Origin of the sequence: Actinoallomurus purpureus, assembly GCF_024055795.1 — a bacterium.
GTDB classification, from domain to species: Bacteria; Actinomycetota; Actinomycetes; order Streptosporangiales; family Streptosporangiaceae; genus Actinoallomurus; species Actinoallomurus purpureus.
The window spans coordinates 34,866-46,755 of record NZ_JAMXMY010000017.1; the positions used below are offsets into that span (position 1 = coordinate 34,866).

An 11,890-nucleotide genomic window follows, 5' to 3' on the forward strand; every position below is an offset into this window, starting at 1 on the left:
AAGAGACGTCAGGAGACCAGTGCTTCGGGCTTGTCCCTGCTCGGCCGGCGCTGCGCGACCACGGCTCTGGCCAGCCGTACCGTCAGCACCATCATCGTGAGCACCAGGGCCAATGCGATCCATGCGGCCACCTCCGCGGCCGTCGCGTACCCATCACGGTCGAGCACCGCGAAATAGATCCCGCCCACGACGGCGACACCGGTCACGCCGGCGAACTGCTGGATGGTGGAGAGCGTGCCCGAGGCGACGCCGGCCCGCTCGGGGGCGATCCCGGCCATCGGCGCGCCGACCAGGGACGGCAGGATCAGGCCGTTACCGACGCCCATCAGGCCCATCGCGGTGAGCAGCCACGGGACGGCGACGCGGTGCCCTTCGGCCTGCAACCCGACCGCGACCAGCAGCACGCTCAACCCAGTGATCGCCGCGCCCGCGGTCATGACCCGCAGACCGTACTTGACGATCAGACGCTTGCCCGCCAGCGACGTGACGATGGCCAGCACCGCCGTGGGGGTGAAGATGAGCCCCGCCCCGAGTGCGCTGTACCCGAAACCGGTCTGCAGGGTGAGGCTGATCACGAAGGTGTAGCTGGAGAAGAAGGCCATGAACGCGGCGTTGATGGCCATACCGATGGTGAACACCTTCCGGTGGAACAGTGTCAGGTCGAGCAGCGGCTGACCACCGCGGGCAGCCAGGCGGCGCTCCCACATCACGGCTGCCCAGAACGCGGGCACGGAGGACACCAGGAGCGCCCAGATCCACACCGGCCAGCCTTCCTCCCGGCCGAGGACCAAGGGCACGAGGGCCAGCGCCAGCGATCCAGAGACACCCAAGGCTCCGATCCCGTCCAGGGCCGGGCGGCCGTTGGCGGTGGTGCGCGGCAGCAGGGCGGGGGCGAGGGCAAAGACGATCAGGCCGACGGGCAGGTTGATGAAGAAGATCGCCCGCCAGCCGAGGCCGAGGACGTCGGCGCCGAGCAGCAGGCCGCCCAGCAGTTGGCCGCACACGCCGCTGAGTCCGCCGGTGACGCCGAACCACGCCAGCGCGCGTGGCCGTTGCTCCCCAGGGATGACGGTGGTGATGAGGGCGAGTACCTGCGGCACCATGGCGGCGGCCGTCAGTCCCTGCAACATACGGGCGAGCACGAGTTGGACCGGGCTTTGCGCCAGCCCGCACAGCACGGAGGCCAGGGTGAAGGCCGCCACACCCGTCACGAACATCCTCCGTCGGCCGAGAAGGTCGCCCAGACGGCCCCCGAGGACGAGCCCGGCGGCGTAGCTGAAGACGTAGCCGCCGACGACCAGTTCCAGTGCCGCCGCCCCGGCACCGAGGTCGGACTGGATGGCGGGAAGGGCGACGTTGACCACGTTGCCGTCGAAGCCGTACATGAAGAAGGCCGCCAGGATGACGGGCAGCAGGGGCATGGAATCCTCCGTTTTTGATAGATCAGTCAAAAACTTGGGCGCGCGAAGACGCTTTCCCGCCAACACTCAGGCGCGCAGGTCGGCGACCACCGCGTCGACGGTCTCGTGCAGCGACTGGGGGTTGTAGCCGGCCTTGGCCTGCACGAGCAGACCGTGGAAGGCACTCATCACCTGGCGAGCGAGCAGGCGGGCCGGCCGGTCGGCCCGGACCTCACCCTGGGCCCTGCCGTCCTCGATCGCCTCCACCAGCGCCGCTTCGAGCTGAGTGAAGCACTGGCGGGCCAGCGCCGACAGCTCGGGTTCCGCACCGGCCAGTTCAGTGACGGTATTGACCGCGAGGCAGCCGCGGCGGTCGGCCACCGTCCGATCCACGCCACTGAGCATGAGCCACCGAATGCGCTCCAGCGGCGGCCGGTCGGCCTGAATCGCGTTCTGCCCGGCCGCGCCCTTGTCCCGGTAACGGCGCAGCGCCAGCTCGAACAGGCGCCGCTTGCTGCCGAAGGCGTTGTAGAGGCTGCCGCGGAGCATCCCGGTCTCGTTGATCAGATCATCGGTCGAGGTCGCGGTGTACCCCTTGGCCCAGAACGTCTCCATCGCCGCCTCGACGGCCGCGTCGGCATCGAACTTCCTCGGACGTGCCATGCCGGCAGGTTGTCAGTTTTTGATGGATCTGTCAAAAATCACGCAGAGGGCGCAGCATGCAGACCCGCGGCCAGCGGTCCAGGCCGAGGGCGGCCTCCCGCCGGCGGATGGCTCGCAGGCCAGGGGTGAGCTCGGCGTCCGTCAGCGTCCGGAATCCGCACCGCAGGTAGTACGGGGCGTTCCACGGCACGTGTTCGAAGGTCGCCAGAGTGAGCGCGGACGCCCCTTCGCCCCCGGCCTGGGCGGCCACGTGGTCGAGGAGTGACCGGCCGATCCGCCGACGCGCGCTGTTCGGATGCACCGACACCTGCTCCACGTGCACCCCGGCGTCGATGCGCGCGGCGATGAGGTAGGCGACCGGCCGATCGGCCGCGTCCACCGCCGCCCACGCCATCCCGGCTTGTTGGTAGTGGGCGAGCTCGCCGAGCGGAAGCGGCTCGTCCCCCGCGATCTCCGGCATGTCGACGTCGCGGAACCACCGTCCGGCGGCCACCTCGATGTCCTGGAGGATCGGGAGGTCACCGGCTTCCACCGCACGGATGCGCATCCGGTCATCTTCCCCGCCCTGCCAGCGACGGGCATCCGCATTTCCGTACGAGGCCGGCGGTGACCGGCATCCCTGCCGCCCGCGCGGCGGGCGCCGGAACCGTCAGTGCCGTGGCGAGGCGTTCGCGGCGCGCCGCTGAATCCGGGCGGCCTTGCGGACGTGACGAGCCAACTCCCCGGCCGAGCCGACCATGAAAGGCTCCCGGTCCCGGCCACGCGTGACGGCCCAGACCCGCAGCACTCGGCGTCGCTCGCGCGGCGCTGCGGGTCAGCGGCGCAGCGAGCGGCCGCCGTCCCGCTGGGCGGGGATCTTGGGCGGTCGTACGGTCTCGGCGATGGCCGTGAGCAGGTCGGCCGGGCCGCCGGCGGCCTCCTCGTAGTGCCAGAAGCGCACGATGCGCTCCGCGATCTCGTTCAGCCGGAACTCGTCGCCCGAGAAGCACCCGGCTGCGGCGAGACGGGTGATGACGGCCACGTCGTCCGGGAGATCGGCGGCGTACGCCGCCGCGTCGAGAAGGGCGACCGCGCTCCGCGCGTTGCGCCCGTCATCGCGTGCGTCGGCTCGGTTGAGTCGCCACCAGGCGTGACGACGCAGGCATTCAGCGATCATGTGGGACTTCCGCATGCGGCCTCCTTGGAAAGGCATTCACTCCGGCCAATGGCGCACAGTAGTCGACAAGGGACCCACTGTCACCGTTGATGTCCGGCCGAAGCCCGAAACACACCGACCTCTTGCATTCGGATGAGCCCCCATTGCCGCTCAGGTCCCAATACCGCGTCATCCAGGTGAGACGAGACCCTTGCGATAGGCGTACGTGACGGCCTGCGCCCGGTCGCGCACCCCGGTCTTGGCGAAGAGGTTGTTGATGTGCGTCTTCACGGTCGCCTCGCTGATGAACAGCTCCCGGGCGATCTCCGCGTTCGACTTCCCCTCGGCGATCAGCACCAGGACCTCGGCCTCCCGCTGGGTGAGCCCGTCCGGCAGATCCCCCTTGCGGCGGCGCTGCGGTTGCCCGCCCGCGGCGAGCGCGTCGACGAGCCGTCGCTGGACGGACGGGTCCAGCTGAGCCGCCCCGTCACGGACGGCCTCGATGGCCCGCGCGATCTCGTCCGCACCGGCGTCCTTCGTCAGGTACCCGCGCGCGCCCGCCTGGAGGGCGGCGAACACCGACTCGTCGTCGCTGTACGTCGTCAGCACGACGATCTGCACGGCCGGATGCGCGGCCTTGATCCGCCGGGTGGCCTCGACGCCGTCCACGCGCGGCATGCGCAGGTCCATGAGCACGACCTCCGGCTCGTGCTCGCCGACCAGGCGCACCGCCTCCTCGCCGTCGGCCGCCGACCCGACCACGTCGATGCCGGGCAACAGCCCGAGCAGCAGGACGAGGCCGTCACGCACCACCGTCTGGTCGTCCACCACCAGCACGCGCGTCACAGCGGCACTCTGAGCAGCACTCGGTACCCCTCCTCCTGCGGACCCGCCTCCAACGCGCCGCCGATCAGCTCCGCACGCTCGCGCATCCCGACCAGACCGTAGCCGCCACCGGTCACCGCCAGCGGACCGGGTCCCCCACCGCCCGTGTCGCGGACCTCCAGCTCGCACCAGTGGTCGAGATAACGCAGGTCGACCGCCACGTCGGCTCCCGGCGCGTGCTTACGCGCGTTGGTCAGCGCCTCCTGCGCCGTACGGATGACCGCCAGGCCGGCCTTCGGTTCCAGCTCGCGGGGCTCTCCGGTGACGGTCACGTCGCAGCGGACGTCCGCGACCGACCGATGCTCGTCGGCGAGCTCCCGGATCACCTCGTCGGTCGGCGGGATGTCCCCGCGCAGCGTGGCCAACGCCCGGCGGGTCTCCTCCAGGCCGCTCCGTGCCAGGCCCCGCGCGCGTTCCACTCGGTCGAGGGCCTCGTCGGTCCTGCCGTTCGCGATCAGCAGTCGGGCGCCTTCGAGGTGCACCAGCTGCGCGGACAGGGAGTGGGCGAGGATGTCATGGATCTCCCGGGCGATGTGCGCGCGCTCGGCCAGCACGAGATTCTCCTGCTCGGCCCGCCGCGTCGCCTCCCGGGCCCTGCTGGCGCGCACCCCGGCGAACACGCCGACCAGGCCGACGATCGCCCACAGGTCTCCCAGCGGGCGGCCCTGCAGCTCCGTACCGAACCCGATGCCGAAGCCCGCGATGACCGCCGTCGGCAACGCCCGGCGGGTCGGGTAGTACTCCGCGGCGAACCCGGACACCGCGAAGAGCAGGGCGCTGGCCGGCCTGTCCGGCGCGCCGAGGTAGAGCAGGACGCCGATGACCGCGTCGGCCGCGAAGAACAGGTGCTCGTACGGCCACCTGAGCCGATGCGCGACGATCCCCAGAACGAGACCGGCGACCGCGAGACACACCCCGACGGTGTACACGAGGTCTGTACGGTCCAGCCCGAGGCCCGGCCGGCCGGTGCCGTGCAGCATCGCGTAGCAGAACCACACGAGCCCGCCCGCGAGCGCACCGATCCGGATGACCAGCCGCTCCGGGCTGTCCGTCCCGTTGACGACGGCACGCAGCCGGCACAGCAGGCGAAGCTCGCCGCGGAGAAGGGGGACTCGGGTCACAGCTGAACGCTAACCGGCGCCGGAAGCGTACGGGCCCGCCAGGCGAGCATGAGGTTCTGGGTGAGCATCCAGGCGGCCACGGACAGCACGATCGCTCCCGTTCCGGACGTGACCCCGGCCGCGTACCCCAAGCCCGCGCCCCCGCCCCGCACGGCGATCGAAGCGAGAAAGACGCCGAAGGTCGCCCACGTTCCACGGCTCCAGACGGACCCGTCGCGCTCCCGCCAGACCCGCATCGTGGCCCCGAGCCCGCAGCCGAGCGCGAGCGCGGCGACGATCTCCCCCGCCAGCAGGACCGCGCCGAGCACCGGGTGATGGGGATCGATCACGTGGCCCCGGGTCAACCCGATGACGGCGATGATGCCGGGAAGGAGGTACGGCCTGTCCGCCGCGACCCGCCGTGCCGAGAACCGGCGGACGATGACGAAGACGATGACGGCGGCGACCAGCAGGCCGTTGAGGAGATCGTGCATGACCTCGACGGTAGGGATCCGCCGCCCCCTGCGGATCGGAGCCGGGTTGGATCCCGGCCCCCTCCACCCCCGGGTGGAGCTCTCTCCGACCCCTCGACCCTCGCCGAATCGCTTCGCGCGAAGGATGATCCCTGACCGTGACCAGGTACCCGGAGCGAGTGCCCAGCCGGGTTGATGACCGTCGACATGTGTTCGGCCGGGTGCGTTACCGATGGGCGGGTGGCTGCGGGCGCGTGGTCGGACGGCTAGTGATCGCGGGCATGTGACGGGCGAGCTCCACGGGCAGGTCGATCTCGGCCCACACGACCTTGCCGCCGATCGGGGAGTCGGATGGGTAGTAGTCCCATGCCTTGGCCAAGGCGGTGACCAGGAGCAGCCCTCGCCCGTTCTCTCCGAGGTCACCCGCGTCGACGAGAACGGGCGGGTGGGGATCGGCGTCCCAGACCTCCACGAACAGGCTGCGGCGGATGAGCCGAAGCCGAAGGACGATGGTGACCGGTTCAGGGCCTGTGGTCCGGCGACAAGCCGAGGGAGAGAGACGGTGGCCTTCAGGCTGTTGGTTACGAGCTCGCTCGTGATCAGCTCGGTCGTGCCGGGCAGGTCGTAGCCGGTCGGCTCGTCCAGCCGCCAGTTGTGCAGCTCGTCGCGGACGAACGCGCGAGCGGCGCTAACGGCGGTGGGCTCCGCGGCGAGCCGCAGGTCACCCGAGACACGCTCGGGTCGGGGACGAAATGGTGGCATCCGACTGTGACGTCGTCCTGGTGCACGTTCCCCAGCGAGGAATCACGGTGCCGGTATCACGAAGACAGCTGTTGGCCGCTTTGGGCATCGGAGCCCTCGGCGGAACCATGTTCGGCTGCCTGCAGCAGGCCACCACTGGCCTGGCCCCCGACGAGGAATTCCTGGCCGAGCTCACCCGAGCCCTGGGCGGGTTCAAGGCCGCCGGGCGAACCCTGCCGCCGGCTCGGCTGATCGACCCATCTGACGGGGCATGTAGCCGTCATCGATGCGGTCCGCCGCCGTGCGCCCGTTGGCCCGCGAGATCACAATCTTGCAGACTCGCTGCGCCGAATCACTGAGCTGGATGGCCGAGGAGAGCGGAGACCTCAGCGCGGCACTGTATTGGACCGACCGGGTTCAGCAGTGGTTCTCGGTCGCCCGCTGGCAGGCGATGGCCTCCTATACGCACGTACGCCGCTCCATGCTGGCGATCAGCGCCTGTTCAGCGACCGGCCTAGCCGCCGCCGAACAGGCGCTGCTCGCGCTCAACACCCCCGGCACCCCACTGCGGATCTGTGGCCTTGCCGCCAAGCAGGCAGCGTCTCTGATTGGCTAAGCGATCCCGAGGAATCCTCGGGAATCGTCCCGGCTGGATGCCGGGTATATGCCAATCGCCTTCGTGCCCTGGTGTCGGCAGGCAGAGCCGCCGACCCGCGTGGCACGTCCCTCCGGACGCTATCGGTCCAGCCTGCACAGCTATCGGACCGAGGAGGGCGCCCCGCGTCGCCTGGGCACGGGGCATGCTGATGACAGAACGATACCACTAGATTACCAAGAGCGACCAAGGAAAGGAGTGATCCTATGGATACGCTCTCGCGCGGCGCCCGGACGCCAGCAAGCGGGCGTTGGAGAAAACGGTGGACTTCTTCGACCGTGCCGCCCGGAATGGTGAGGAGGACGGGCCGGTGGTCGGCCAGTACAGTGTCAACGACCCTGACCTGCTCGCCATCTACGAGGCCACCTGCCAGGTCTATCTCGGCGGTGGAGACGCAATCGAGGCGCTCGTCCCACGGATGAAGGGCATCGGCAACGGATCCCCGCGTACCCGCATCATCACCCGGGCCAAACTCGCCCATGCCTATGCCAACGCAGGCGAGCCCGCCCTCGCCTGTGGCCTGATCCTCGACGTCGTCGACGAAGCCACCACGGTCGACTCCCAGACCACCCGCAGCGAGTTGCACCGCGTCCTGCCCGCGCTCGCCCGCTGGCCCGCACGCGACGACGCGAACGAGGTCCGCCACCGCCTCGGCGTCCTGGGCTGAACACGGGGCTGCGACCTGGGTCGAGCCACAGCGGATGATCGTCAAGGCCACCGTGCCCTAACGCAGCCGTCGCGGCTCGAGCGCTGTCTCGCTCACCGTGCCGTCTGCGTTTCGCTCGACCCGGTAGGCACCGGCGCCGGCCCGGTCGGTGATTGTCTCGACCAGTTCCGTGCCGCGGTAGTACAACCCTGCACCTATGTCGGTGGCATACCCGGGCGCGGGCACCACGCCGTCTCCGATCAGAGTGTGGAATGACGTCCGGCGGTGGGCGTAGTGGACAGCGTTGGAGAAGGGCAGGAAGCCCAGCCCGTCAGCAGGGGCGACCTTCGGCCCGAAGGAGTCCGTGGTGCCCGCGGCATGCCAGCACAACGAGCCGGCCGACTCGCCGGCCAGCACGACCCCCGCTTGCCAGCACTCCCGCAGGATCTCGCTGAGGCCGTGCGCCCGCCAGACCGCGATGAGGTTCACCAGGCTGCCTCGATCCACCCAGATCACGTCCTGGGCCGATAGGTGCTCGGCGATGTCGTCGACGTTGGGCATGTCGAACAGGGCCAGGTGCGAAGCCCGTACGTCGGTGTCGGCCAAGGCCCCGTAGAAGCCGCTGACGCTGGCAGGCTGGTCACCGCCCGCCGTGGCGATGAAACACACCCGCGGCCGCTGCGGCTTCCCCGCCAACTCGAAGGCGAAGTCGAAGATCGGACCCGGCCTCCAGCGCCGACTGCCTCGATGGAACCCCATCGTTGTGGCAAGGATCGTCGGTACGCCAGCTGCCATGCGCTCGATCGTTTCACAGACTCACAGAACCGGCCCGAAGTCCCGGATCGTCGCCCCCGCACTCATGACCCGCTCTTTTCAGGCTTCGGACGCCGCACCGGATCTGAAGCTGGGATCGGCCGCGTGCATGGGTGAGACGGCCTGCCCCACCTCGCCCAGGGCTGGGCAGGCCGTATCCGCTCCCGGCACATCGTCGTGTGTGATGCGGACTCAGATCGGACCGTGGTGGCGCGGCTCCGCGGATCCCGGGAGCCATCGGAGCCATCGTGGAAGCGTCCAGCTCCGGGGGCCGAGCAGGGCGATGGCGGCGGGCAGGAGCACTCCACGGACGATCGTGGCGTCGATGATGATGGCCACCGCCATGCCGACGCCCATCATCTTGTACTCGATGGCGGTCAGGGTGACGAACACGCTGAACACCGCCGTCATGATCACAGCGGCGCTGGTGACGACTCCCGCGCTGCCGGCGATACCGCCGACGACCGCGTCACGGACGTCCGCTCCGGCGCTCCAGCGCTCGCGGATCCGGCTGAGGATGAAGATGTGGTAGTCCATGCTCAGCCCGAACAGGATCACGAACATGAACATGGGCAGCCAGTCGACCACCCCGCCGTACGAGCGGAAACCGAGCAGCGAGCCCAGGTGACCATCCTGGAACACCCAGGTGAGCACTCCGTACGCCGCGCCGATCGACAGCAGGTTCAACGCGACGGAGATGACCGGGACGGCCAGGGAACGGAACGACGCGACGAGCAGGACGAACGCCAGGATCAGCACGAAGGCGAAGACGATCGGCGTGCGGGAGTCGAGCTGCTCGGCGAAGTCGTGGGCGACGGCGGTCTTCCCGGCGACCGCGTAGTCGATGCCGTCCACTCGGCCGAGCGTCGCGGGCAGGATCCGGTCGCGCAACGTCTCCAGCGCCCGGTTCGCCGCGTCGTTCGTACGGAAGTCCGCCAGCGGCACCCGCACGACCAGGGTGTGGTCGACCGTCACCGCTGAGATGGGTTCGCCGAGCGTGCGGTCACCGGCGGCGACGCGCCCGTGCAGGTCCTCGATCGCCTGGCGCACGGCCGGGCCGTCCACCGTGCCGCCCCCCTTCGCCCAGATCACCACCCGGGCCGGCGCGGGCGTGCCCGGGAACGCTTCTTGCATGCGGAGCGCGGCGTCCACGACCGGAACGCTGCGCGGCAGGCTGTCGGTGGTCGCCGCGTCCTGCAGCCGCATCCCGAAGGCGGGCAGCGCCAGCACGACCAAGGCCAGTGTCGCCGCTCCGCCCCACAGCAGCGGCCGCCGTACGACCGCGCGGGCCACCAGTGACCAGGTCCGCGACTCCGTGGCGGTGGTCCGGCGGCGGCCGAGCCACGGGACGCGGGCCTTGTCCACCCAGCGGCCCAGCAGGGCCAGCAGGGCGGGCAGGACCGTGACCGACCCGACCATGGCCAGGCCGACCACGAGGACCGATCCGACCGTGAGCCCGCGGAAGTTGTCCAGCCCGGTGAACAGCAGCCCGCTGAGGCAGAGCATCACGGTCAGCCCCGAGACGACCACGACCCGTCCCGAGGTGCGCGCGGCGATCTTCAGCGCCTCGACGACGCCGCGTCCGGCGGCGCGTTCCTCCCGCTCACGACGCAGGTAGAAGAGGGAGTAGTCGATCCCCACCGCCATACCGATCAGCAGGACCATCGACGACGTCGCGCTGTTCACCGGGACCCAGTGCGCGATCACCTGCAGGAAGCCGAACGTACCGACCACAGTGGTCACCGCCAGCAGCAGCGGGATGCCCATCGCGATCAGCGAGCCGAACACCACGAGCAGGATGAGCACGGTGAGCGGCAACGAGACGAACTCAGCGCTCTTGAAGTCGTCCTTGATGCCCTGGTCCACGGCGAGCGACAGGCTGTGGTCCCCCGCCTGCGCCAGCCTGACCTGCGGATGGCGGGCCTGTACCGACCGCACGGCCCGTACGGCGGCGTCGTAGTGGGCGCGCAGGTCGTGGTCCACCGCGATCTGGAACGTGACGAGACCGGAGCGGCCGTCTCTCGACACCAGTCGGTTCGCGTTCCCGCCCGCCGTCTCGCCTCGCGCCCGCGATCCGTCGCCGGTCTCCTCCAACGGGGATCGGACCTCGGTCACCGCGCCCGACATGCGGCGCAAGGTCGCCGCGAGATCGCGCGTGGCGTTCCCCAGCTCGGCACTGTCGGCGAACCGCTCCCCGCCCGGCGTACGGGACTGGATGAGCACGTTCTCCAGGCTCGGCACGTACCCCTGCTGGGCGGACAGCACTCGATCGACACGGCCTGACTCGCCGGGGTCCGTGCTGTTCATCGTCTTCCCCGGCATCAGCGCGCTCGACAGGACGGCGACGATGACGAGAACGAACCAGCCGCTGATCGCGAGGGCGCGGTGCCGGACCGACCAGCCCGCGATCCGCTCGACCAGGGCACCCCGGGGCGGCCCGGTCGCCGCCGACGGATCGGCCGGTCCGGGGCGCCCGCGGGTCGATTTGCCAGTAGGCAGCATGAACTGCTGTCCTTTCAGTGAAGGAGCGTTCCTGTGAGAACTCGCCCCGAGGGGCGAGGTGGTGCTTCTTCGTCACCTGGGCCGTCGAGTTGCCGCTCGGCGGCCCAGGGCCTGCCGTCACTCGACCGTCTGAAGGATCCGTTCGAGTGACTCCATGCGGGACTGCATCTCCGTGAGGCGCCCGTTGAGTTCTGTCAGCAACTGCTCGGTGCTCTGCTGGGTGGCGACGGCCTCTTCGGCGATTTTTCGGTACTCCTGCTCCCGGACCACCAGCACCTTGGCCCGCCGGGTGCCGGCGAGCTGCCGGATCGAAACCGTGATCACACTCGTGGCCAGGGTGAACATGCCGAAGGCTCCGACGGCCTCCGCCAAGCCGTGTCCGCTCATTCTCGAGATCCCTTCGTTTCGCCGCCCGGACCGTCGCCCGGCGTGCTCAGTGTTCGTTCCGCGGCTTCGATGACCTCAGGTGTCAACTCGATCGCGAACGGGTTCACCTCATAGAACTTCATTGCCTTGCCGTCCTCCGAGACTTCGAGCCGCGCTGAGACGAGGCCGGCCGACTCCAGTTTCCGCAGGTGCACCTGGAGCAGTGGCCGGCTGATGCCCAGCACGCGGGCCAGTTCGCTGACGTACGCGCGTTCGCGCGCCAGCGCCGCGACCACCCTCATCCGATGCGGATTGGCCAGCGTCGCCAGCACCCGCACCAGCTCGTCACCGTTCGGAACGGAGCCGCTCATCGCGATGTCCCGCACATGCAAAGAAATGTTAGCAGGTGCCATAGGAAGTTGGCATGGCAAAGTGGTCCACGGCGAGCACTGCGCTCTGTCGGCAGCGTTGGCCAAGGATCATGGAGCGTCCGCGCGGCACGAAAACGGCC

Annotated in this window: 14 protein-coding genes; 2 read left to right on the top strand and 12 right to left on the bottom strand. The window is 69.8% G+C overall.

The genetic code is table 11. The annotated features are described in order from the left end of the window. Positions 1-8 precede the first annotated feature (8 nt). The 8 genes from NE236_RS27995 to NE236_RS28030 all read right to left on the bottom strand — a co-directional run bounded on the left by NE236_RS27995 (position 9) and on the right by NE236_RS28030 (position 6,128). Positions 9-1,421, bottom strand: a complete 1,413-nt coding sequence (locus NE236_RS27995; protein WP_252845153.1) for an MFS transporter — start codon at positions 1,419-1,421, stop codon at positions 9-11. 66 nt (positions 1,422-1,487) lie between these two features. After that, a complete protein-coding gene (locus NE236_RS28000) occupies positions 1,488-2,063 on the bottom strand; it encodes a TetR/AcrR family transcriptional regulator (protein ID WP_252845154.1) in 576 nt (191 codons plus the stop codon). A gap of 31 nt (positions 2,064-2,094) precedes the next feature. After that, positions 2,095-2,610 carry a GNAT family N-acetyltransferase gene (locus NE236_RS28005; RefSeq protein ID WP_252845155.1) on the bottom strand — a complete coding sequence of 172 codons (516 nt, stop codon included), beginning with the start codon at positions 2,608-2,610 and terminating at the stop codon, positions 2,095-2,097. 267 nt (positions 2,611-2,877) lie between these two features. Next, positions 2,878-3,234: a hypothetical protein gene (locus tag NE236_RS28010; protein WP_252845156.1), complete on the bottom strand. Its 357-nt coding sequence runs from the start codon at positions 3,232-3,234 to the stop codon at positions 2,878-2,880. 153 nt (positions 3,235-3,387) lie between these two features. Next, entirely contained in the window at positions 3,388-4,044 is a 657-nt protein-coding gene (locus NE236_RS28015; protein WP_252845157.1) for a response regulator transcription factor, read from the bottom strand. Continuing rightward, positions 4,041-5,204 (bottom strand): sensor histidine kinase, encoded by a 1,164-nt coding sequence (locus tag NE236_RS28020; RefSeq protein ID WP_252845158.1) that lies wholly within the window; start codon positions 5,202-5,204, stop codon positions 4,041-4,043. Before NE236_RS28020 ends, NE236_RS28015 begins: the two co-directional genes overlap by 4 nt. Next, positions 5,201-5,677, bottom strand: coding sequence for a hypothetical protein (locus NE236_RS28025; protein WP_252845159.1), 477 nt, complete (start codon positions 5,675-5,677; stop codon positions 5,201-5,203). The genes NE236_RS28020 and NE236_RS28025 overlap by 4 nt, the downstream gene beginning before the upstream one ends. A gap of 205 nt (positions 5,678-5,882) precedes the next feature. Further along, positions 5,883-6,128, bottom strand: coding sequence for an ATP-binding protein (locus tag NE236_RS28030; RefSeq protein WP_252845160.1), 246 nt, complete (start codon positions 6,126-6,128; stop codon positions 5,883-5,885). Between the two features lie 633 nt (positions 6,129-6,761). On the opposite strand from NE236_RS28030, the gene NE236_RS28035 reads away from it, so the two are divergent. Both NE236_RS28035 and NE236_RS28040 read left to right on the top strand, forming a co-directional pair. Further along, the gene (locus NE236_RS28035; RefSeq protein WP_252845161.1) at positions 6,762-7,013 is read left to right on the top strand and encodes a hypothetical protein; all 252 of its coding nucleotides are present in this window, start codon (positions 6,762-6,764) and stop codon (positions 7,011-7,013) included. Positions 7,014-7,314: 301 nt separating this feature from the next. Continuing rightward, positions 7,315-7,719, top strand: a complete 405-nt coding sequence (locus NE236_RS28040; RefSeq protein WP_252845164.1) for a hypothetical protein — start codon at positions 7,315-7,317, stop codon at positions 7,717-7,719. Positions 7,720-7,776: 57 nt separating this feature from the next. Here the strand turns inward: NE236_RS28040 and NE236_RS28045 are convergent, their stop codons facing one another. The 4 genes from NE236_RS28045 to NE236_RS28060 all read right to left on the bottom strand — a co-directional run bounded on the left by NE236_RS28045 (position 7,777) and on the right by NE236_RS28060 (position 11,765). Further along, on the bottom strand, positions 7,777-8,493 hold the full coding sequence (locus tag NE236_RS28045) for a Type 1 glutamine amidotransferase-like domain-containing protein (protein WP_252845165.1): 717 nt from the start codon (positions 8,491-8,493) through the stop codon (positions 7,777-7,779). A 210-nt stretch (positions 8,494-8,703) separates the two neighbouring features. Continuing rightward, positions 8,704-11,013 carry an MMPL family transporter gene (locus tag NE236_RS28050; protein WP_252845166.1) on the bottom strand — a complete coding sequence of 770 codons (2,310 nt, stop codon included), beginning with the start codon at positions 11,011-11,013 and terminating at the stop codon, positions 8,704-8,706. A gap of 117 nt (positions 11,014-11,130) precedes the next feature. Beyond that, positions 11,131-11,400, bottom strand: coding sequence for a hypothetical protein (locus tag NE236_RS28055; RefSeq protein ID WP_252845167.1), 270 nt, complete (start codon positions 11,398-11,400; stop codon positions 11,131-11,133). Continuing rightward, the gene (locus NE236_RS28060; RefSeq protein WP_252845168.1) at positions 11,397-11,765 is read right to left on the bottom strand and encodes an ArsR/SmtB family transcription factor; all 369 of its coding nucleotides are present in this window, start codon (positions 11,763-11,765) and stop codon (positions 11,397-11,399) included. The genes NE236_RS28055 and NE236_RS28060 overlap by 4 nt, the downstream gene beginning before the upstream one ends. Between the last annotated feature and the right edge of the window lie 125 nt (positions 11,766-11,890).

What these genes read in the sequence shown, in the direction of transcription:
- NE236_RS27995 (WP_252845153.1), bottom strand. Translation starts at nt 1,421, where the DNA reads ATGCCCCTGCTGCCCGTCATCCTGGCGGCCTTCTTCATGTACGGCTTC.
- NE236_RS28000 (WP_252845154.1), bottom strand. Translation starts at nt 2,063, where the DNA reads ATGGCACGTCCGAGGAAGTTCGATGCCGACGCGGCCGTCGAGGCGGCG.
- NE236_RS28005 (WP_252845155.1), bottom strand. Translation starts at nt 2,610, where the DNA reads ATGCGCATCCGTGCGGTGGAAGCCGGTGACCTCCCGATCCTCCAGGAC.
- NE236_RS28010 (WP_252845156.1), bottom strand. Translation starts at nt 3,234, where the DNA reads ATGCGGAAGTCCCACATGATCGCTGAATGCCTGCGTCGTCACGCCTGG.
- NE236_RS28025 (WP_252845159.1), bottom strand. Translation starts at nt 5,677, where the DNA reads ATGCACGATCTCCTCAACGGCCTGCTGGTCGCCGCCGTCATCGTCTTC.
- NE236_RS28035 (WP_252845161.1), top strand. Translation starts at nt 6,762, where the DNA reads ATGGCCGAGGAGAGCGGAGACCTCAGCGCGGCACTGTATTGGACCGAC.
- NE236_RS28045 (WP_252845165.1), bottom strand. Translation starts at nt 8,493, where the DNA reads ATGGCAGCTGGCGTACCGACGATCCTTGCCACAACGATGGGGTTCCAT.
- NE236_RS28050 (WP_252845166.1), bottom strand. Translation starts at nt 11,013, where the DNA reads ATGCTGCCTACTGGCAAATCGACCCGCGGGCGCCCCGGACCGGCCGAT.
- NE236_RS28055 (WP_252845167.1), bottom strand. Translation starts at nt 11,400, where the DNA reads ATGAGCGGACACGGCTTGGCGGAGGCCGTCGGAGCCTTCGGCATGTTC.